The 20,085-nt window shown below is 74.6% G+C and carries 17 protein-coding genes; 4 read left to right on the top strand and 13 right to left on the bottom strand.

Translation table 11 applies throughout. The features are described from left to right. Positions 1-81 precede the first annotated feature (81 nt). The 11 genes from aroB to G6R13_RS07660 form a co-directional block, all read right to left on the bottom strand. Positions 82-1,251 carry a 3-dehydroquinate synthase gene (gene aroB / locus G6R13_RS07710; protein ID WP_080981681.1) on the bottom strand — a complete coding sequence of 390 codons (1,170 nt, stop codon included), beginning with the start codon at positions 1,249-1,251 and terminating at the stop codon, positions 82-84. Then, on the bottom strand, positions 1,248-1,859 hold the full coding sequence (locus G6R13_RS07705; RefSeq protein WP_227717889.1) for a shikimate kinase: 612 nt from the start codon (positions 1,857-1,859) through the stop codon (positions 1,248-1,250). Before G6R13_RS07705 ends, aroB begins: the two co-directional genes overlap by 4 nt. A gap of 89 nt (positions 1,860-1,948) precedes the next feature. Next, the gene (gene aroC, locus G6R13_RS07700; protein WP_036313697.1) at positions 1,949-3,184 is read right to left on the bottom strand and encodes a chorismate synthase; all 1,236 of its coding nucleotides are present in this window, start codon (positions 3,182-3,184) and stop codon (positions 1,949-1,951) included. A 79-nt stretch (positions 3,185-3,263) separates the two neighbouring features. Continuing rightward, positions 3,264-4,187, bottom strand: a complete 924-nt coding sequence (locus tag G6R13_RS07695) for a shikimate dehydrogenase (RefSeq protein WP_101966036.1) — start codon at positions 4,185-4,187, stop codon at positions 3,264-3,266. Further along, a complete protein-coding gene (mltG, locus tag G6R13_RS07690) occupies positions 4,187-5,455 on the bottom strand; it encodes an endolytic transglycosylase MltG (RefSeq protein ID WP_144786522.1) in 1,269 nt (422 codons plus the stop codon). The genes G6R13_RS07695 and mltG overlap by 1 nt, the downstream gene beginning before the upstream one ends. Next, a complete protein-coding gene (gene ruvX / locus G6R13_RS07685; protein WP_163721330.1) occupies positions 5,452-5,973 on the bottom strand; it encodes a Holliday junction resolvase RuvX in 522 nt (173 codons plus the stop codon). The genes mltG and ruvX overlap by 4 nt, the downstream gene beginning before the upstream one ends. 7 nt (positions 5,974-5,980) lie before the next feature. Beyond that, positions 5,981-8,692: an alanine--tRNA ligase gene (alaS, locus tag G6R13_RS07680; protein WP_144879625.1), complete on the bottom strand. Its 2,712-nt coding sequence runs from the start codon at positions 8,690-8,692 to the stop codon at positions 5,981-5,983. Continuing rightward, complete coding sequence (locus G6R13_RS07675; RefSeq protein WP_020621562.1) at positions 8,689-9,078, bottom strand: hypothetical protein; 390 nt, start codon at positions 9,076-9,078, stop codon at positions 8,689-8,691. Before G6R13_RS07675 ends, alaS begins: the two co-directional genes overlap by 4 nt. Positions 9,079-9,249: 171 nt before the next feature. After that, positions 9,250-9,876, bottom strand: a complete 627-nt coding sequence (gene rpsD, locus G6R13_RS07670; RefSeq protein ID WP_036313685.1) for a 30S ribosomal protein S4 — start codon at positions 9,874-9,876, stop codon at positions 9,250-9,252. Between the two features lie 284 nt (positions 9,877-10,160). After that, positions 10,161-10,724 (bottom strand): general stress protein, encoded by a 564-nt coding sequence (locus G6R13_RS07665; RefSeq protein WP_020621560.1) that lies wholly within the window; start codon positions 10,722-10,724, stop codon positions 10,161-10,163. A 172-nt stretch (positions 10,725-10,896) separates the two neighbouring features. Beyond that, on the bottom strand, positions 10,897-12,294 hold the full coding sequence (locus tag G6R13_RS07660) for a replication-associated recombination protein A (RefSeq protein WP_041103678.1): 1,398 nt from the start codon (positions 12,292-12,294) through the stop codon (positions 10,897-10,899). A gap of 52 nt (positions 12,295-12,346) precedes the next feature. Between G6R13_RS07660 and G6R13_RS07655 the strand changes: the two genes are divergently transcribed. The 3 genes from G6R13_RS07655 to dtd all read left to right on the top strand — a co-directional run bounded on the left by G6R13_RS07655 (position 12,347) and on the right by dtd (position 15,313). Then, positions 12,347-12,937: a DUF1697 domain-containing protein gene (locus tag G6R13_RS07655; RefSeq protein ID WP_144879623.1), complete on the top strand. Its 591-nt coding sequence runs from the start codon at positions 12,347-12,349 to the stop codon at positions 12,935-12,937. Positions 12,938-13,076: 139 nt separating this feature from the next. Next, entirely contained in the window at positions 13,077-14,816 is a 1,740-nt protein-coding gene (locus G6R13_RS07650; protein ID WP_044659817.1) for a choice-of-anchor I family protein, read from the top strand. Between the two features lie 44 nt (positions 14,817-14,860). Then, the gene (gene dtd, locus G6R13_RS07645; protein WP_044659818.1) at positions 14,861-15,313 is read left to right on the top strand and encodes a D-aminoacyl-tRNA deacylase; all 453 of its coding nucleotides are present in this window, start codon (positions 14,861-14,863) and stop codon (positions 15,311-15,313) included. Positions 15,314-15,336: 23 nt separating this feature from the next. On the opposite strand, the gene aspS is transcribed toward dtd, so the two are convergent. Next, a complete protein-coding gene (aspS, locus tag G6R13_RS07640; RefSeq protein WP_136939975.1) occupies positions 15,337-17,151 on the bottom strand; it encodes an aspartate--tRNA ligase in 1,815 nt (604 codons plus the stop codon). A 145-nt stretch (positions 17,152-17,296) separates the two neighbouring features. On the opposite strand from aspS, the gene G6R13_RS07635 reads away from it, so the two are divergent. After that, positions 17,297-18,598, top strand: a complete 1,302-nt coding sequence (locus tag G6R13_RS07635) for an APC family permease (protein ID WP_060973791.1) — start codon at positions 17,297-17,299, stop codon at positions 18,596-18,598. Between the two features lie 59 nt (positions 18,599-18,657). Here the strand turns inward: G6R13_RS07635 and hisS are convergent, their stop codons facing one another. Next, positions 18,658-20,034 carry a histidine--tRNA ligase gene (gene hisS, locus G6R13_RS07630; RefSeq protein WP_095694636.1) on the bottom strand — a complete coding sequence of 459 codons (1,377 nt, stop codon included), beginning with the start codon at positions 20,032-20,034 and terminating at the stop codon, positions 18,658-18,660. Positions 20,035-20,085: the final 51 nt, after the last annotated feature.

The raw sequence follows: 20,085 nt of genomic DNA, 5'->3' as shown, positions 1-20,085 counted from the left end.
TCCGCCTGCAGTGGGTGGGGTCTTGGATGTGCGCGGGCCAGTCTACGGGAGGCCCCGCGCGGGGCCGGGGTCAGCGGCGGCTCACTCTGCGATCTCCTGGTACGCCGCGAAGAGCAGGGACGCGTCCGGGATGTCCACGGTGGTGGGCTGCGCGAGCCCGTCCAGCAGGACGAAGCGCAGCTGGTCGCCGCGGTTCTTCTTGTCCCGGCGGATGCCCTCGAGCAGGGTCTGCCACCGGTCCCCGCGGTAGGAGACGGGCAGGCCCAGGGCCGTCAGCACCGACCAGTGGCGGTCCGCGGTGGCGTCGTCGAGCCGGCCGAGGGAGCGGGCCAGCTCGGCCGCGAAGACCAGCCCCACGGACACCGCGGCGCCGTGGCGCCACTGGTAGCGCTCGGCGAGCTCGATCGCGTGCGCCATCGTGTGGCCGTAGTTCAGCGCCTCGCGGGCGCCCGACTCGCGGGGGTCGCGGGAGACGACGTCCGCCTTGACCCGGATCGAACGCTCGATCAGCTCGCGCAGCCGCGCGGAGTGCGGGTTCTGGGCCTGGGCCGGGTCCTCCTCGATGAGGTCGAGGATCGCGGGGTCGGCGATGAAGCCGCACTTCACGACCTCGGCCAGGCCGGAGATCAGCTCGTTGGCCGGCAGGGTGAGCAGCGTGTCCAGGTCCGCCAGCACGCCGGCCGGATTGTGGAACGCCCCCACCAGGTTCTTGCCCTCGGCGGTGTTGATGCCGGTCTTGCCGCCCACCGCCGCGTCCACCATGCCCAGCAGGGTGGTGGGCATGTGCACGACGCGGACGCCGCGCAGCCACGTGGCCGCCACGAAGCCGGCCAGGTCGGACACGGCGCCGCCGCCCACGGAGACGATCGCGTCCGACCGGGTGAAGTCGTTCTGGCCGAGCACCTGCCAGCAGAACCCGGCCACCTGCAGGTGCTTGCCCTCCTCGGCGTCCGGGATCTCGGCGGTCAGTGCGGTCAGGCCCACGGCCTCGAGGTCGTTCTTGACGACGTCGCCGGTGGCCCGGAGGGCGCGCGGATGGATGACCAGCACGCGTCGGACGGTCGGGCCGAGCATGTCCGGCAGGCGCGCGAGCAGGCCCCGGCCCACCACCACGTCGTAGCCGCCGTGCACGGCCGCCTCGTGGCCGCCGGCCACGGGGATGACCGTCACGTCCTCGGGTGCGGCCGGAGCGGCCGCGGGCGCCGCCCCCGGGGTCTCCTGCTCGGTGATGTCCGGCTCACGGTCGGTCATGGGTGTGACTCACTCCTTCGGGGGCGGTGGGCGTCCCCCACGATACGCCAGGCCGCCTCGGCGGCCGTCAGGCCTGTGGTGTCGAGGACGAGGTCGGCGACCTCGCGGTACAGCCCCTCGCGTTCGGCGAGGATGCGCCGCCAGGTCCCGGCGGGGTCTCCGGCCAGGACGGGGCGGCCCGCGCCGCCGCCCACGCGGCGCAGCGCCTCCTCCTCTCCGACAGCGAGGTAGACGACGTCGGAGTCCGGCCCGGCCAGCGCGCGGCGGGTGCCCGGATGCAGGACGGCGCCGCCGCCGCACGAGAGGACGCACGGGGCGGGTCGGCCGAGCACATGGCCGATGACGCGCGCCTCCTCCGCCCGGAACGCGGCCTCGCCGTGCTCGGCGAAGAACTCCGGGATCGGGCCGTGCACCTGGGTGAACAGCTCGTCGGAGTCCACGAAGGGCAGCCCGGTCACGGCGGCCAGGGCCCGGCCGACCGTCGTCTTCCCGGCCCCCATCGGGCCGACGAGGACGATCCGGCGGGCCGGGCGCGCGGCCGGGTCCTCGTCGGCCGCGGCGGCCACCGTGGCCGCGGCCGTCAGGCGCGCCTCGAGGGCACCGGTCATGCCCTCCCACGGGCACACGGTGACGGGCCCGGGGACGGGACGCGTGCTCGGGTCCGGTCCCGGGGCCGGCGCGGTCCCGGGGGTGTCGGTCACGGCAGGGGGTCGCCCATCGGGCCGTCCGCCACGACGTCGGCGCCCGGCTCCGGCAGGGCGGGGACCGCGGCCTGGAACGCTTCGAGGTTGCGGCGCGTCTCGGCCACGGAGTCGCCGCCGAACTTCTCGAGCATCGCGTCGGCCAGGACGAGGGCGACCATGGCCTCGGCGACGATGCCCGCGGCGGGCACGGCCGCCACGTCGGAGCGCTGATGGTGGGCCGTGGTCTCCGCGCCCGTGGCGACGTCGACCGTGGGCAGCGCGCGCGGCACCGTGGCGATCGGCTTCATCGCGGCACTCACGCGCAGCAGCTCGCCCGTCGACATGCCGGCCTCGATGCCGCCGGCCCGGTCGCTCGTGCGCCGGGGGCGACCGTCCGCGCCGCGGGCGATCCCGTCGTGGGCGGCGGAGCCGCGTCGGGCGGCCGTGGCGAACCCGTCGCCGACCTGCACGCCCTTGATCGCCTGGATGCCCATGAGCGCCCCCGCCAGCCGCGCGTCGAGGCGGCGGTCCCAGTGCACGTGGGAGCCCAGGCCGATCGGCACGCCGTACGCCAGCACCTCCACGACGCCGCCGAGGGTCTCCCCGGCGCGGTGGGCGTCGTCGACCTCGGCGACCATCGCCGCCGAGGTCTGCGGGTCGAGGCAGCGGACCGGGTCGGCGTCGAGGCGGGCCTCGTCCTCGGGGACGGGGAACGGGTGGCCCTCCGGCAGGGCGGCCTCCCCGAAGGCCACGGTGTGGGAGACGATCCGCACGCCGAGCTCGCCGAGGAAGGCGCGGGCGACGGTGCCCAGGGCCACACGGGCGGCGGTCTCACGGGCGGAGGCGCGCTCGAGGAGGGGGCGGGCCTCGTCGAAGCCGTACTTCTGCATGCCGGTCAGGTCGGCGTGGCCGGGCCGCGGGCGGGTGAGCGCCGCGTTGCGGGCCAGACCGTCGAGCTCCTCCGCGGGGACGGGATCGGCGGCCATCACCTTCTCCCACTTGGGCCATTCCGTGTTGCCCACCTGGATCGCCACGGGCGAGCCGAGGGTGCGGCCGTGGCGGACGCCGCCGAGGATCGTCACCGCGTCCTGCTCGAACTTCATGCGCGCGCCGCGCCCGTACCCCAGGCGGCGGCGCGCGAGCGCGTCCTGCACGTCCTGCGTCGTGACCGGGATCCCGGCCGGCAGTCCCTCAACGATTCCTGTGAGCGCGGGGCCGTGAGACTCCCCCGCTGTCAACCAGCGCACCATGGCGTGCAGTCTCTCACGCACGGGGCACCGCGCCGCCACGTGTGACCGGACGGGACGCACCGGATCCGGCGTTCGACGCTCAGCCGGCGGCCGGTCCCAGGGCGTCCGCCGCGGCGCGCGTCACCGCCGCCCAGTCCGGCTCGGGCATCCCGGCCGCGGCGCGGGGCCGGGCCGTGAACAGCCGGACCTGCTCGATGCCCTGGTGCAGCAGCATGGACAGCCCGGACGCCACCGGACCGACCTCCCGGGACCAGGCGGACGCCAGCACGGAGGGCCACGGGTCGTAGGCCGCGTCCAGCAGGGGCGGCAGGGCGGCGCCAGCCGGCACGTGTGCGGCCAGGGCGTCCGCGGCGCGCGGCGGCAGGGTGGCGACGACGGCACGCAGCCCCGGTGCCCGCCGGAGCAGATCCGGCTGGCCGAGGGTTGCCCAGCGCAGCCCGAGCGCGTCGGCCAGGGCCGTCACCTCGGCGGCGCGGGCGGCGTCGCGGACGCCGAAGAGCACCGCGTCCGCGCCGAGCGTGGCGGCGGCGAGGACGGCCGCCGTCGCGGTCCCCCCGTTCCCGAGGACGCCGACGGTCCCGCCCCGGGCGGCACGGTCGAGGCCGGCCGCGGCGAGGGCGCCGAGGATGCCGTCCACGTCCGTGTTCTCGGCGTGGACGACCCCGGGGGCGGAGGGGTGGTCGCGCACGAGGGTGTTCGCGGTGCCCAGGAGGCGGACGCGGTCGCTGACGTGCCCGGCGGCGGCGACGACCGCCCGCTTCAGCGGCATGGTGACGGAGCAGCCGAGCCAGTCCTGCCCGCGGGCCGCGGCCGCGCCGCCGTCGGCCGTGCCCGGGGCGCCGAGGTGCTCGGCCGCGAAGGCGAGCACCTCGTCCTCGCCCAGGTCTCGGCGGCCGTAGTCGACGTCGAGGCCCAGGACCCGGTAGCCGGCCGCGTGCAGCACCGGGGAGAGCGAGTGGGCGATCGGCCGGCCCAGGACCGCCGCGCGCAGCGTGGGGCGCATCAGCACACCCCCGGATTGGAGGCGCAGTAGCGCTGCAGGGTGCGCACGTGCTGCTGGTGCTCCTCATAGGTGCGGGAGAACTCGGTGTGGCCGGTGCCGATGTCCGTGGTCACCCAGTAGTAGGCGTCCGTCTCGGCCGGGTCGAGGGCGGCCTCGACGGCCGCGTCGGAGGGCATGCCGATCGGACCCGGCGGCAGGCCCGGGTGCACGTACGTGTTGTAGGGGTTCGACGCGTCCTGGCGCTGGCCCGAGGTGAAGCTGAGGCTGCGCACGCCGAGGCCGTACGTGACGGTGGCGTCGATCTGCAGGAGCCCGCGCGTCTCGGTGTTGTCCGGGGCGAGGCGGTTCTCGATGGCGCCGGCGACCTGCCGGTAGTCCTGGGGCAGGGCCTCCGCCTCGAGGATGGAGGCGATCGTGAGCAGGCGCTGCTGCTCGGCCGGGTCGCGGACGTCGAGGGCGTCGAGCTCGGCGAGGGTGGGCCGGATCAGGGAGTCGAGCACCTGCTCGGCGGTGGCGTCGACGGGGAGGCGGTACTCCCCCGCGTCGAGCCAGCCCTCGAGCGTGCCCGCCTCCCCGGGGACGCCGTAGCGGGTCGGGTCGTGGGCGGCGGCCTCGAGCTCCTCGCGGGGCAGCCCCGTGGCCTCGGCGACGGCGTCCAGCACCTCGGTGAGTCGCCGGCCGCGCTCCACGAGCACGTAGTGCACGGCCCCGTCCGCGGCGCCCTGGAGCACCGCGAGGGCCTCGGCCGCGGGCATCCGCTCGCGCAGCACGAAGTCCCCCGAGCGCACGAGACCGCTGTCCGCGTCCCTGGCGGCGCGCTCGAACGCACGGGCGGAGGCCACGATGCCGGCCCGGTCCAGGCGGGCCGCCACGGAGCCCAGGTCCTCGCCCGGCTCCACCGAGAACGTCACCTCGTCGCCCTCGACGGCCGTGTGGTCGGGGCCGCCCAGGAACCCGCGCACGATCAGCCCGACCACGACGGCGAACGCCACGAGCACCGTGCCCAGCACCAGCGCGGTCCGCCGCCGGCCGGCGCCGCGATCGACCCGCGGGGCCGGGTGGGACCCGGAGCCCCGGCGACGCAGGAACGTGCGGGGCCGGCATGGGCCGGCCGCGTCGACCGGCTGGGACGGGGCGCCGAGATCGGCCTCGTCCGCCTCGCCGTGGGCGAAGCCGAACACGTCGAGGTCGTCGTGGACGTCGGCCTCGTCGCCGAGCAGATCGTCCCAGTGGTCCTCACGCCGCGCGTGCTGGTGGTCGCCGGTCACCGGATCTGCTCCCGGTCCTGGCCGGCCCAGCGGCCGGTGCGGCGCTGCTCGTCCACGGCGGCCTGCAGGATCGCGACGGCGGCCGCCTGGTCGATCACGCCGCGGCTGTCCTTGACGGACCGGCCCGCGGCCCGCAGTCCGGCCTGCGCGGAGACCGTGCTGAGCCGCTCGTCGACGAGCCGGACCGGCACGGGGTGGCCCGCCTCGACCAGGGCGGCGGCGACGGCGTCCGCGTAGTCGAGGGCGTCCTGCGTGGACGGCGTGTGCTCGCCCCGCAGATTCACCGGCAGGCCGACGTACACGGCGACGACGTCGAGCTCGCGTGCGTGGGCGACGAGCTCGTCCACGTCACGACGTCGACGCGCATCCCGCCGCAGGGTGGCCACGGGGGTGGCGATCAGGCCGTCGGGGTCGGCCGACGCGACGCCCACGCGGGCACGTCCGACGTCGACGCCGAGGGTGCGCCCCCGGCGCACGGCGTCGGTTGCCGCGTTGGCCCCGTCCTGACCTGCGCTCACGTCCGCCTCAGGCCGCGCGCACCGCGGCGACGACGGCCTCGAGCGCGTCCCCGACGCGCGTGACGTCCTGGCCGCCGCCCTGGGCGACGTCGTCCTTGCCTCCGCCCCCGCCGCCGAGCACGCCGGTGGCGGTCTTGACCATGGCGCCCGCCTTGAGGCCGGCCGCGCGGGCGGCCTCGTTGGTCGCCACGACCACGAGGGGCCGGCCCTTGGCCTCGGCCGTGAGGGCCACGAGCACGGGCGTGCCCGCCGCGTTGCCGCCGGCCGACTCGATCCGGGCGCGCAGGTCCAGCACGAGGGAACGCAGCTGGTCCCCGGCCACGTCGCCGACGTGGTGCGCCAGCACCCGCACCGACGTCCCGGCGGACGTCGTGACGTCCTGGGCCTGCCCGGCGAGCTGCCCGGCCTGGGCCTGCAGCGCCTGGGCCCGCAGCTCCGCGACCTGCTTCTCGGCCGCCTTGAGCCGGTCCAGGGTGGCGCCGATGCGGTCCTTGAGCTCCTCGGCCGGGGCCTTGAACATCTCCGAGAGCTCGGAGACGAGGGTGCGCTCCGCGGCGAGGTGGCGGAACGAGTCCAGGCCGACGAGCGCCTCGACGCGGCGGTTGCCCGAGCCCACGGACTGCTCGCCGAGCAGGGTCAGCGAGCCGATCTGCGCGGTGCGGCCCACGTGGGTGCCGCCGCACAGCTCGCGGGACCAGGCGCCGTCGATCTCCACGACGCGCACCCGGTCGCCGTACTTCTCGCCGAACAGGCTCATCGCGCCGAGTGCGCGCGCCTCCTCGAGGCTCATCTCCTGGGTGAGCACGGCGTGGTCGTCGCGGATGGCGATGTTCACCACGTCCTCGACCTCGGAGCGGGCCCCGGCCGAGAGCGCCTCGGCCCAGCGGAAGTCGAAGCGCAGGTAGCCCTCCTTGTTGAAGGAGCCGGACTGGGTGGCCTCGGGGCCGAGGATCTGGTGCAGTGCGGCGTGCACCAGGTGGGTGCCGGAGTGGGCCTTCTCGCCGTCGAGGCGGCGCTGCAGGTCGATCGCGCCGAGGGCCTGCGCGCCGGCGGCGACCTCGCCGTCGAGGACCTTGACCCTGTGCACGGACAGCCCCTTCACGGGGGCCTGCACGTCGAGCACCTCGAGGCGGAAGCCGTCGCCGGTGATCAGGCCGGTGTCCGCGGCCTGGCCGCCGGACTCCGCGTAGAACGGCGTGGCGTCCAGGACGAGCTCGAGCTCCGTGCCGGCGCCGGCGGACGCGACCTCCTCGCCGTTCTGCAGCAGGCCGCGCACCACGGACTCGGTGGTGTGCTCGGTGTAGCCGGTGAAGTGGGTCTGGCCCTCGGCGCGCAGGCGCTGGTACACGGCGGTGTCCGTGTGGCCGGCCTTCTTGGCCTTGGCGTCCGCGCGGGCGCGGTCGCGCTGCTCGGCCATGAGGGCGCGGAACCCGGCCTCGTCCACGGCGACGCCGGCCTCCTCCGCGATCTCCAGCGTCAGCTCGATCGGGAAGCCGTAGGTGTCGTGCAGCTCGAACGCGTCCGGGCCCGCGATGCCGCCGCCCGCCGAGCGGGCCTGGCCCACCGCGGCGTCGAGGCGGGCCGTGCCCGCGGCGATGGTCCGCAGGAACGCCTTCTCCTCGGCGTAGGCGATCCGGGCGATGCGCTCGAACTCGTCCGCGACCACCGGGTAGGTGCCCTTCATCGCGTCCCGGGAGACCGGCAGCAGCTCAGGGAAAACGGGCTCGGTGACGCCCATCAGGCGCAGGGCGCGGACGACGCGGCGGATGAGGCGGCGCAGCACGTAGCCGCGGCCCTCGTTGCCGGGGCGCACGCCGTCGCTGATCAGCATCAGGGCCGAGCGCACGTGGTCGGCCACCATGCGCAGGCGGACGTCGTCGTCGTAGTGCGGGTCGGCCGGGTCCTCGGTGGAGGTGTAGGAGCGGCCGGCCAGCTGCGCGGCGCGGTCGAGCACGGGGCGGACCTGGTCCGTCTCGTACATGTTCTCCACACCCTGGAGGATCATGGCGAGCCGCTCGAGGCCGAGACCGGTGTCGATGTTCTTGTGCTCGAGCTCGCCGGCGATGTCGAAGTCGTCCTTCGAGCGCACCGCGGAGAGGCGGTACTGCATGAACACGAGGTTCCAGATCTCGATGTAGCGGGTGTCGTCCGCGGCCGGGCCGCCGTCGACGCCGTACGCGGGGCCGCGGTCGTAGAAGATCTCCGAGCAGGGGCCGCCCGGGCCGGGCTGGCCGGTGTTCCAGTAGTTGTCGTCCTTGCCCATGCGCTGGATGCGCTCGGGACGGACGCCCACGTCCTCGCGCCAGATGCGCTCGGCCTCGTCGTCCTCGCGGTACACGGTGACCCAGAGGCGCTCGGGGTCCAGGCCGAAGCCGCCGTCCTCGACCGAGGACGTCAGCAGCTCCCAGGCCATCGGGATGGCCGTCTCCTTGAAGTAGTCGCCGAAGGAGAAGTTGCCGCACATCTGGAAGAAGGTGCCGTGGCGGACGGTCTTGCCGACCTCCTCGATGTCCGCGGTGCGGATGCACTTCTGCACCGAGACGACGCGCGGGCTCGGCGGGGTCTGCTCCCCCAGGAAGTACGGGATGAACGGGACCATGCCGGCCACCGTGAACAGCAGCGACGGATCCGGCGAGACGAGCGACGCCGACGGCACCACGCGGTGCCCCCTGGACTCAAAGAAGGCGGTCCAGCGGCGGGCGATCTCCTGGGACTTCATGCGGGGGTGTCCTTCTGCGTGGTGGTGGTCTGGGGGCGGGCGGCGCCGTGCGACGGCGGCTCCACGGTCTCCCCGGAGATGATCGGCCCCGTGTGGGGCAGGTAGGGCGCGGCCCAGGGGGCCTCGGCGCGGACGCGCTCGGCCAGGCGCCGGGCACCGTCCTGCAGGGCGGCCGCCGCGGCGTCGGCGGCGGCCTCACCGGCCTGGCGGGCCAGACGCTCCGGGTCCAGGCGGGCGGAGAACCCCGCGCGCCCCCCCGCGGAGCCAGGGTCAGACGTCGGCGCGTCGGTCGCGTCGGTGGCCGGGTGGGCACGGTCGCCGAGGGCGCGGTGTGCGAACCAGCCGGATGCGGCGCCGGCGCCGACGAGCAGCAGCGAGCGGAGCATGGCGGGGGCCTCCTTCGGACGGCAGGGATTCCGGCCCCACCTTACCGGGCGCGGCGCCGATCCCCGGCGGCGGGCCCGGGGGACGCCGCAGGCCCGGTCACCTCCGAGAGGTGACCGGGCCTGCGGGACGCGCGGGGCGCCGTCGTCCGGGACGGACCCGGCCGCGGCGGATCAGCGCGCGTAGTACTCGACCACGAGCTGCTCCTCGCAGGTCACGGGGACCTCGGAGCGCTTCGGGCGACGGGTGAGGGTGGCGCGCAGCTTGTCGATCTCCACGGTCAGGTAGCCCGGGGTGGCGGGCAGGACCTGCTGGTGGGCGCCGGCGGCGGCCAGCTGGAAGGGGACCATCTTCTCCGAGCGCTCGTGCACGTGGATCATCTGGCCCTCCTTCACGCGGAACGAGGGGACGTCCACGCGCTTGCCGTCCACCATGATGTGGCGGTGCACGACGAGCTGACGGGCCTGCTGGATGGTGCGGGCGAAGCCGGCACGCAGCACGAGGGCGTCGAGGCGCTGCTCGAGGAGCTCGACCAGGTTCTCACCGGTCAGGCCGGCGGTGCGCTTGGCCTCCTCGAAGTAGCGGCGCATCTGGGCCTCGCGGATGTTGTACTGGGCGCGCAGACGCTGCTTCTCCTTGAGGCGCACCGCGTAGTCCGAGTCCTGCTTGCGGCGGGCACGGCCGTGCTGGCCGGGGCCGTACGGACGACGCTCCATGTACTTCTCGGCCTTGGGGGTCAGCGCGATGCCCAGGGCGCGGGAGTGCCGCACGGTGCGGCGGGTGCGAAGGTTGCCACTCATGGTGGACCTGCCTTTCCTTGACGTGCGGCACGGTTCGGGTTTGTCTCGAGGTCTCGTCCGGGCGCCGGGGCGCACGGGTCAAGGGGCCTCGAACCTGGCCTCCCCGCGATCCTGAGGAGAGCTGAGGGGCGTGCCGCCGCCCGTCATCCACTGATGCGCTGCGCGTCCCTCGCCCGGGCACGCGGGCGTCCGCGGGGATCCGAGCGAGGGGGATGCGTCCGGGGCGCAGCGCCTGCCAGACCGGTCCACCTTACCAGAGCGACGACGACGGGGCGGGCCGGGGCTCAGGCGCGCGGCGTGGCCGCGGTGCCGGGGTCCGCGCCGAGGAGCTGACCGGCCTGGTCCAGGTGGGAGGCCTCGACCAGCACGTCGTACGACTCGGCCTCCATGGTCTGCAGGGACGTGAAGTCGCGCCTGCCGCCGGTGGCCGCGTGGCCGATCGCCCCGAAGACCGCCCCCCACAGGGCGCCCAGGCCCAGGGAGATCAGCAGGATCCAGAGGAACCCGAAGCCGGGGGCGAAGATCGAGAAGAGCAGGCCGAGCAGGAGGCCGAACCACAGGCCCTGCAGCCCGCCGCGGACGGCGGCCTTGCCGGTGGTCATCCGGCCCAGGACCTGCTCCACGGAGCGCAGCCCGGTGCCCACGATGCGCACGCGCTCCACGGGGAACCCGGCGTCGGAGAGCTGGTCCACGAGGGCCTGGGCCTCGGCGTAGGCCGGGACGGAGCGCAGGATGCGGTAGTCGGCCTGCGGGAGGGCGGGGCCGCCGGCGCCGGGGCGGCCGTACGGGGCCGGCTGCTGCGCGGCGGTGTGCTGGGGGGTGGACTGCTGCGGAGTGGACTGGGTCATGGGGGCGGCTCCTTCTGTTCCTTCTGTGCGTCGGTGGTGCATGGGGGCGCGAGCGGGCGAGGAGTCGGCGGGCCGACGTCGACCGCCCCGCTCATCCCTGGACAACCGGTGATCCGGGCGTCTTTATTCCGCGCGGCCGCCCGAGGCGTCCGCCCTCGGGCCCGGCGCGCGCTCAGTCGCCGCGGATGATCCGGCGCAGCGCGGCCACCTGCTCGGTGAGCCGCTTCTCGTGTCCGATGGGCTTGGGCCGGTAATAGTCCCTCCCGACCAGGGGGTCCGGCGCGTACTGCTGACGGGCGACGGCGTGCGGCTCGTCGTGGCTGTAGACGTAGCCCTGGCCGTGGCCGAGGGCCGCCGCGCCGGGGTAGTGCGCGTCCCGCAGGTGCGCCGGCACCGCGCCCGTGTGGCCGGCCCGCACGTCCGCGATCGCCTCGTTCACGGCGGTGTAGCTCGCGTTGGACTTCGGCGCGGTGGCCAGATGCGTCACGGCCTGCGCCAGGATGATGCGTCCCTCCGGCATGCCGATCAGCTGCACGGCCTGGGCGGCGGCCACGGCGGTCTGCAGCGCGGTCGGGTCGGCCATGCCCACGTCCTCGGACGCGGAGATGATCAGCCGCCGGGCGATGAACCGGGGGTCCTCCCCCGCCTCCAGCATCCGGGCGAGGTAGTGCATCGACGCGTCCACGTCCGAGCCGCGGATGGACTTGATGAAGGCACTGATCACGTCGTAGTGCTGGTCGCCGTCCTTGTCGTAGCGCTGGACGTGGTGGTCCATCGCCTGCGCGGCGTCCTCCTCCGTGACCGCGACGGCGCCCTCCCCCGCCCGGCCGGCCTCGCGCGCCTTGTCCAGGGCGACGCCGGCCGCGGCCTCCAGCACCGTGAGCGCCCGCCTCGCGTCGCCGCCGGCCATCCGCACCAGGTAGTCCCGCGCGTCGTCCTGGAGCACCACGGCGCCGTTGAGCCCGCGCTCCTGGGTCACGGCACGGTCCAGCAGCCCGACGATGTCGTCGTCCGTGAGGGGACGCAGCGTGAGCAGCAGCGACCGGGAGAGCAGGGGTGCGATCACGGAGAAGGACGGGTTCTCCGTGGTCGCGGCCACCAGCACGACCCAGCGGTTCTCGACGCCCGGCAGCAGCGCGTCCTGCTGCGCCTTGGAGAAGCGGTGGATCTCATCGAGGAACAGGACGGTGGTGCGCCCGTAGAGGTCCCGTTCGCGCTGGGCCTGCTCCATCACCTGCCGCACGTCCTTCACACCGGCCGTGATCGCGGACAGCTCCGTGAACGTGCGCCCGGGGGCGCGGGCGATCACGTGGGCCAGCGTCGTCTTGCCGATGCCCGGAGGCCCGTAGAGGATGACCGAGCTCGGTCCCGCGGCGGAGTCCGGATCGGGCTCGGCGAGCTTGCGCAGCGGGGAGCCCGGCCGCATGAGGTGCCGCTGGCCCAGCACGTCATCCAGCGTGCGCGGGCGCATGCGCACGGCCAGCGGTGCGCCGGGGTGCGGGGCGGCCACGGTGCCGGCCGGGCCGTCGTCGTCGGCCCCGTTGTGGGCGGCGCTGAAGAGGTCGTCCATCGGGTCCAGGGTAGTCCTCGGCCCGCGGGGGCGTGGGTGGCATCATGGCCGCATGAGCCCCGCCGCCCCGCGCACCGACCACACCCACGTCCTGCTGCTGCGCGGGATCAACGTGGGGCGGAGCAACCGTGTCGGCAAGGACACGCTGATCCGCTGGGCCCAGGCCGCCGGCGGGGAGGCGGTCACCACCCACCTGGCCAGCGGCAACGTCCTGTTCCGGGCGTCCTCCGACGCGGCCGCGGAGGGCGTGCGGCAGGGGTTCGCGCGACGGGCGCGTGAGGAGGGCGGCCTCGACGTCCCCGTGGTCGTCGTGGACGTGGGCACGCTCCGGCGCGCCCTGGAGCTGCACGACGCGCTCCCCTGGGCCGGCGGCGAGCCGAAACGCACGCAGCTCACCGTGCTCGAGGACGACCCCGCACCCGAGGCGGCCGCCGCCCTGGCCGCGCTCGACCACGGGGACGACCGACCCGCGGGGCCGGATCGCACGGCCCTGGAGGGACGGCTGCTGTGGATGCGCTGCGCCGCGGGGGTCGCCGACTCCCCGCTCACTCCGGCCCGCCTCGACCGGGCGCTCGGGGTGCGCGGCACGGCCCGGAACCTCACGACGGTGCGGGTGCTCGCGGGGCTGCCGAGCGAGGACTGACCTCGGCGGACGGCACGCGGGGCGTCCGGGGCGTCGACACCCGCGGGACACCGCGCGCTGGCCGGGACGTCACGGACCGTTCACATCCGTGCGATGGGGTGACCCCGTCCTCCGCCTCCCTGCCCTGACTGGAGCATCCATGCCTCGCCTCGCACGCCTCGCCACGGCCGTCACCGCCGCGACCCTGTCCACGGCCTTCCTCGCCCCGGCCTCCCTCAGCGCGCCCGCCCCGCACTCGGCCACGGCCCAGCGCGCCGCCATCGCCGCCAACCCGTCCGGCAAGAGCATCGAGCTCACCCGCGCCGGCACCCACGAGACCGGCGTGTTCGGCGAGTCCGCCGCCGAGATCCCGGCCTTCGACGCGGTCTCCGGCCGCCTGTTCGTGGTGAATGCGCAGCGCGGCGCCGTCGACGTCATGCGCCTGGGCGCCGACGCCGCCCCCGTGGCCGAGCGGACCCTCTCCGCCGAGGGCCTGCGCACCGCGGACGGCTCCGTCACGGACAAGGGCGCCACGGTGAACTCCGTCGCTGTCTCCGGCGGTGTGATGGCCGTCGCCGTCGAGGCCGCCGAGAAGACCGACCACGGCTGGGTCGTGTTCTTCGACACCACCACCCTGCGCTACCTCGGCGGCGTGCGGGTGGGTGCCCTGCCGGACTCGCTGGCCTTCTCCCCGAACGGGGCGTACGTGGTGGTCGCCAACGAGGGCGAACCGGCCGACGACTTCTCCGTCGACCCGGAGGGCACGATCTCCGTGGTCTCCGTACCGAAGAACGCCCGGCAGTTCTCCCGCCTGACCCAGGACGCGGTGCGCACCGTGGACTTCCGCGCCTACGACGCCGGCACCGCCCTGCCCGCCGGCGTGCGCGTCTCCGGCCCCGATATGGCGGTGCCCGCCGGTCACGAGCCCGCCGGTCGGGTGGCTCGCAACCTCGAGCCGGAGTACGTCACCGTCGACCCGACCGGACGCACCGCCTACGTGTCCGTGCAGGAGGCCAACGCCGTCGCCGTCGTGGACCTGAAGTCCGCCACGCTGGAGGACCTCTGGGCGCTGACGCCCACCGATTGGTCCACCGAGGGCGTGCTGGACGCCTCGGACAAGGACGGCGGCATCGAGCTGGGCCACTGGCCGGTCGACGGCCTGCCCATGCCCGACGGCATCGACACGTACCGCTGGCGCGGTCAGAACCTGGTCGTCACCGCCAACGAGGGTGACGGGCGGGAGTGGGGCGACTTCAACGACTCCGAGCGCGTCAGCGACCTGGACCTGTGCGCCGCCGAGTTCCCGGGGGCCAAGGCCCTGCAGAAGAAGGATGCCCTGGGCCGCCTGAAGGTGCTCACCGACCTCGGCTACGACTCTGAGCGCGAGTGCCACTCCTCCCTGACCACACTGGGCGGCCGGTCCTTCTCCATCTACACCGCGGACGGCACCCGCCTGTTCGACTCCGCCGGCATGATCGAGGAGCAGATCGCCCGGCTCGTGGCCGCCGGCGAGCTGCCGGAGCACGCGTTCAACGCGAACAACGACGAGACCCCGTCCGGGGACTCCCGTTCGGATGACAAGGGCCCCGAGCCCGAGTCCGTGGTGGTGGGCACGATCCAGGGCCGCACCTACGCGTTCGTGGGCCTCGAGCGCATCGGCGGCGTGGTGGTCTTCGACATCACCGACCCGCGGAACGCCACCTACGTGGACTACGTCAACGACCGTGACTGGGATGCCGCGGGCGACGACGCCACGGCCGGCCTGGGTGACATGGGCGCCGAGGGCCTGACCTTCGTGCCGGCCGACGAGTCCCCCTCCGGCACCGCCCTGCTGATCGTCGCCAACGAGGTCTCCGGCTCGACCACCGTGTACGAGGTGAATCCGACCCGTCGTCAGTGATCCGCTGACGCGGACCGGTTCCGGGCGCGTTGCAGAATGGCTGCATGAGAGCCGTTCTGCAACGCGCCCGTTCCGCGTCCGTGACCGTCGACGGCAAAGTCGTCGGCTCCTTCGAGGGCGAGGGGCTGGTGATCCTGCTCGGCGTGACCGTCGACGACACCGAGGCCGAGGCCGTCCAGGTGGCCCGCAAGGTGGCCGGGCTCCGCATGCTCGACGGCGAGCGGTCCCTCACCGACGCCGGTGCCCCGGCGCTCGTCGTCAGCCAGTTCACGCTGTACGGCGACGTGCGGAAGGGCCGGCGGCCGTCCTGGACGCGCGCGGCGAAGGGCAACCAGGCCGAGCCGCTCTACGAGCGGTTCACGGCCGAGCTCGAGGCCGCCGGCGTGCGCGTGGAGCGCGGGGTGTTCGGCGCGAAGATGGACGTCTCCCTCACCAACTCCGGGCCGTTCACGCTGATCGTGGACTCGGACGAGCTGGCCGGTCCGCGGCGCGGCTGAGGCGGGCCCGCCGCGGACCCGGATCAGGCCTCCGGCTCGGCCTCGGCCTGCTTCGGCTCCGGCTGCGCGTCGACGCCGGCCTCCTTGCGCTGCTGGGCGGTGATGGGCGCCGGTGCGGCCGTCAGCGGGTCGAAGCCGCCGCCGGTCTTCGGGAACGCGATGACCTCGCGGATCGAGTCGGTGCCGGCCAGCAGGGCGACCACGCGGTCCCAGCCGAACGCGATGCCGCCGTGCGGCGGGGCGCCGTACTTGAAGCCCTCGAGCAGGAAGCCGAACTTCTCGTTCGCCTCCTCCGGGGACAAGCCCATGACCTCGAACACGCGCTCCTGCACGTCCCGACGGTGGATGCGGATGGAACCGCCGCCGATCTCGTTGCCGTTGCACACGATGTCGTACGCATACGCCAGGGCCGCGCCCGGGTCGGTGTCGAAGGTGTCCGCGAACTCCGGCTTGGGCGAGGTGAACGCGTGGTGCACGGCGGTCCAGGCGCCCGCACCCACGGCGACGTCGCCCGAGGCCACGGCGTCGGCCGCCGGCTCGAACATCGGCGCGTCCACGACCCACACGAACGCCCAGTCGGCGTCCTTCGCGGCCACGCCGTCACCGGCATCGGTGAACAGCCCGCAGCGACGGCCGATCTCCACGCGGGCCGCACCCAGCAGCGCGCGGGACTCCTTCGGCTTCCCGGCGGCGAAGAACACGCAGTCGCCCGGGTTCGCGCCCACGGCGGCGGCCAGCCCGGCCTTCTCCTCCTCGGAGATGTTCTTGGACACCGGGCCGGTCAGCTCGCCGTCCTCCTGGATGAGCACGTAGGCCAGGCCCTTGGCGCCGCGCTGCTTGGCCCACTCCTGCCACGCGTCGAGGGTGCGGCGGGCCTGGGAGGCGCCGCCCGGCATCACGACGGCGCCCACGTACTCGTTCTGGAACACGCGGAACGGGGTGTCCTTGAAGTACTCGGTCAGGTCCGTCAGCTCGAGGCCGAAGCGCAGGTCCGGCTTGTCCGAGCCGTACTTCTCCATCGCCTCGGCGTAGGTCATGCGGCGGATCGGCGTCGGCACGTCCACGCCCACGAGGGCCCACAGGGCCTTGACGATCTTCTCGCCGAGGGCGATCACGTCATCCTGCTCCACGAAGGAGGCCTCGATGTCCAGCTGGGTGAACTCGGGCTGACGGTCCGCGCGGAAGTCCTCGTCGCGGTAGCAGCGGGCGATCTGGTAGTACTTCTCGATCCCGCCCACCTGCAGCAGCTGCTTGAACAGCTGCGGCGACTGCGGCAGGGCGTACCAGGAGCCGGGAGCCAGGCGGGCCGGGACGAGGAAGTCGCGGGCGCCCTCCGGCGTCGAGCGCGTGAGAGTCGGGGTCTCGACCTCCACGAAGCCCTCGCCGTGCAGCAGCTCGCGCGCCGTCCGGTTGACCTCGGAGCGCAGGCGCATGATGCGCGAGGGCTGCGGGCGGCGCAGGTCCAGGTAGCGGTGGCGCAGCCGGGCCTCCTCGCCGACCTCCACGTGCTCGTCCACCTGGAACGGCAGCGCGGCGGCGGTGTTGAGCACCGTCACGGTCTCCGCGATCAGCTCGATCTCGCCGGAGGGCAGGTTCGGGTTCTCGTTGCCCTCGGGGCGGCGCTCGACCGTGCCGGTGACCTGCAGAACCCACTCGTTGCGCAGCGGGTCGAAGTCCGCCTCGTCCCGCACCACAACCTGGGCGAAGCCCGAGGCGTCGCGCAGGTCCACGAAGGCCACGCCGCCGTGGTCTCGCCGCCGCGCCACCCAGCCGGTGACGGTGACGGTCTGGCCGATGAGCGAGGCGTTGAGCTCGCCGAGGGAGTGGGTGCGCAGCACGAGGATCCTCTCCGTCCGGTCGCCGGACGATGTGCGGGGTTCATGTGATGGTCGACGCCGTGTGATACGCCTGCGGGGCGGGCGCGCGCCGTTCCCGTCAGTCTAGTGCCCCGTCCACACTGCCCCAGCCCAGGAGGACCCCGTCATGACCGCCGCCCTGCAGCGCCGCCTGACCCTGCTCCACGCCGTCGCGATCGGCCTCGGCTCGATGATCGGCGCGGGCGTGTTCACCGCGATCGGCCTGGCGGCCGCGCTCACCGGCGGCCACCCCGGCCTGCTGTACGGGGCCCTGGCGGTCGCGGCCGTCGCGGCCCTGTGCAACGCCCTGTCCACGGCGCAGCTGGCCACCGTCCACCCCGAGTCCGGCGGCGCCTACGTCTACGGCCGGCGGCAGCTGCACCCGTGGGCCGGCTTCGTCGCCGGCTGGGGCTTCGTCACGGGCAAGACCGCGTCGGTGGCCGCGATGGCGGCCACCCTCGGCCTGTACCTCTTCCCCGACGACGCCGCCGCGGCCCGGTGGACGGGCGTGGCCGCCGTCGTCGTGCTCACCGGGGTGGCGATGGCGGGCGTGACGCGGACCGCGCAGGCGACGTTGGCGATCCTCGTGCCCGTGCTCGCCGTGCTCGTGTTGGCCATCGGCGCAGGCCTGGCGCGCGAGGCCCCCGGGGGCTCGGCCGCGGCGCTCGGCGTCGACTCCCCCGTGCAGGGCGTGCTCATGGGCGCGGGCGTCCTGTTCTTCGCGTTCGCCGGCTACGCGCGCGTGGCCACCATGGGTGAGGAGGTCATCGACCCCGCACGCACGATCCCGCGCGCCATCCTGATCGCCCTCGCCGTGACCGTGGCGCTGTACCTGCTGCTCGCCACGGCGCTGATCTCGGGCCTCGGGACCTCCGGGCTGGCCCGGTCCCCGGCGCCCGTGCGCGACCTGCTCGAGACCGCCCTGGGCTCCGGCTGGGGCTGGGTGGCGGTGGCCGGCGCCGCCCTCGCCGCGGCCGGGGCCATGCTCAACCTGCTGACGGGCATCTCCCGCACCGCCCTGGCCATGGCCCGCGAGTCCGACCTGCCCCGCCCCCTGGCACGGGTCCATGCGGGGACCGGCACGCCGTGGACGGCTCAGCTGACGGTGGCCGCGGCCGTGATCCTGCTCCTGCTCACCACGGACATCCTCACCGTGGTGGGCTTCAGCTCGTTCGGCGTGCTCGTCTACTACGCGGTGGCGAACCTGTCCGCCCTGACCCTGCGCGGGGACGACGACGGCCGCCGCCCGGCCCGGCCGCGCCCGCTGCGCCCGCTGCGCGTGCCCCGCGCCGTCAACGTCCTCGGCCTGGCCCTGTGCCTGCTGCTCGCCCTCAGCCTGCCGCCGATGTCCGTGGCCGCGATGGCGGGCGTGTTCCTGATCGGGGTGGGCGGGCGCGCGTTCGTGCGGGCCGGGCGCCGGGGCCGGTGAACCGACGCGCGGACGGGTGTCGGCGTCGCGCGCCGGGGCCGGCGCAGCGGTCCGCCCGCTCAGTCCTGCGCGCGGGCGACCTGCGGCAGCAGGTCCTCGGCCGGCGGGGTCCAGTCGGCCGGGTCCGCGGCGTGCTGCTCGCCGGAGCGGATGTCCTTGACCTCGTGGACCCGCGCGCCGGCATCGTCCCGGCCCATGAACCAGACGAACGGGATGCCGCGGCGATCCGCGTACTTGATCTGCTTGCCGAACTTCTCCGCGGACACCGCGACCTCCGCGGGGATGCCGCGCTGTCGCAGCAGGGCCGCGACGTCCTGGGCCTCGGACCAGTCCTCGTCCGCCGTCAGCGCCACGTACACCGCGGTCGGCACGGAGCGGGAGGCCACGGCCATCTGCTGGGACAGCATGCGCATCACCAGCCGCGTCACGCCGATGGACAGCCCGACACCGGGGAACACGCGGTTCCCCTTGGACGCGAGCGCGTCGTAGCGGCCGCCCGAGCAGATCGAGCCGAGCTGCTCGTGGCCCACCAGGACGGTCTCGTAGACGGTGCCCGTGTAGTAGTCCAGGCCGCGCGCGATGGACAGGTCCGCCACGGCGCGCCCGGGGGCGCGGCGGTGCAGGGTGGCGACGACGTCGGCCAGCTCGGTCAGCCCCTCCTCGAGCAGCTCGTGGGTCACCCCCAGGGCGCGGACCCGCTCGACGAACGAGGCGTCCGACGTGCGGATGTCCGCCAGGGCCAGCGCCTGCGCAGCCTGCTCGGGGCTCGCGCCGACCTCCTCCTGGAGCAGCCGCGCGACCTCCTCCGGGCCGACCTTCTCCAGCTTGTCGATGCTGCGCAGCACGCCGGCGGTGTCCTCCAGGCCGATGCCCCGGTAGAAGCCCTCGGCGAGCTTGCGGTTGTTCACGCGGATGAGGAAGTCGCCGATCGGCAGGGCGCCGAGCGCCTCGGCCATCACGAGTGCGACGTCGGCGTCGTACCGGGGCGAGAGGGCGCCGTCGCCGACGACGTCGATGTCCGCCTGGGTGAACTCGCGGGCGCGGCCCTCCTGAGGGCGCTCCCCGCGCCAGACCTTCTGCATCTGGTAGCGACGGAAGGGGAAGGCGAGGTGGCCGGCGTTCTCCACGACGTAGCGGGCGAACGGCACGGTGAGGTCGAAGTGCAGGGCCAGGCGCTTGGGGTCGGCCGGGTCCTTGGGATCGCGCCGGCCCGCGGCGACCTCCTCGTCCTCGGCCAGGCGGGAGACCGCGTAGACCTCCTTGTCCACCTCGCCCTTGCGCAGCAGCTGGCCCAGGGTCTCCACGGCACGGGTCTCGATGCCGGCGAACCCGTGCAGCTCGAAGGTCCGCCGCAGCGTGTCGAGCACGTGCTGCTCCACGAGCCGCTCGGCGGGCAGCCACTCGTGGAAACCGGACAGGGAGGCCTTGCGGGACATGGCGATCCTTCGAGACGACGACGGCGGGGACGCGCGACGGTCCCCCGCCGG

The organism is Micrococcus sp. Alg238-R198 (assembly GCF_900537135.1).
GTDB classification, from domain to species: domain Bacteria; phylum Actinomycetota; class Actinomycetes; order Actinomycetales; family Micrococcaceae; genus Micrococcus; species Micrococcus luteus.
Note: the sequence above shows the minus strand (reverse complement) of the source record. Positions and strands in the feature narration are given on the sequence as shown.

Bases quoted from the DNA above. Each gene is read 5' to 3' on its own strand.
- aroB (WP_080981681.1), bottom strand. From the start codon at position 1,251: ATGACCGACCGTGAGCCGGACATCACCGAGCAGGAGACCCCGGGGGCG.
- G6R13_RS07705 (WP_227717889.1), bottom strand. From the start codon at position 1,859: ATGACCGGTGCCCTCGAGGCGCGCCTGACGGCCGCGGCCACGGTGGCC.
- aroC (WP_036313697.1), bottom strand. From the start codon at position 3,184: ATGGTGCGCTGGTTGACAGCGGGGGAGTCTCACGGCCCCGCGCTCACA.
- G6R13_RS07695 (WP_101966036.1), bottom strand. From the start codon at position 4,187: ATGCGCCCCACGCTGCGCGCGGCGGTCCTGGGCCGGCCGATCGCCCAC.
- alaS (WP_144879625.1), bottom strand. From the start codon at position 8,692: ATGAAGTCCCAGGAGATCGCCCGCCGCTGGACCGCCTTCTTTGAGTCC.
- G6R13_RS07675 (WP_020621562.1), bottom strand. From the start codon at position 9,078: ATGCTCCGCTCGCTGCTGCTCGTCGGCGCCGGCGCCGCATCCGGCTGG.
- rpsD (WP_036313685.1), bottom strand. From the start codon at position 9,876: ATGAGTGGCAACCTTCGCACCCGCCGCACCGTGCGGCACTCCCGCGCC.
- G6R13_RS07665 (WP_020621560.1), bottom strand. From the start codon at position 10,724: ATGACCCAGTCCACTCCGCAGCAGTCCACCCCCCAGCACACCGCCGCG.
- G6R13_RS07660 (WP_041103678.1), bottom strand. From the start codon at position 12,294: ATGGACGACCTCTTCAGCGCCGCCCACAACGGGGCCGACGACGACGGC.
- G6R13_RS07655 (WP_144879623.1), top strand. From the start codon at position 12,347: ATGAGCCCCGCCGCCCCGCGCACCGACCACACCCACGTCCTGCTGCTG.
- G6R13_RS07650 (WP_044659817.1), top strand. From the start codon at position 13,077: ATGCCTCGCCTCGCACGCCTCGCCACGGCCGTCACCGCCGCGACCCTG.
- dtd (WP_044659818.1), top strand. From the start codon at position 14,861: ATGAGAGCCGTTCTGCAACGCGCCCGTTCCGCGTCCGTGACCGTCGAC.
- G6R13_RS07635 (WP_060973791.1), top strand. From the start codon at position 17,297: ATGACCGCCGCCCTGCAGCGCCGCCTGACCCTGCTCCACGCCGTCGCG.
- hisS (WP_095694636.1), bottom strand. From the start codon at position 20,034: ATGTCCCGCAAGGCCTCCCTGTCCGGTTTCCACGAGTGGCTGCCCGCC.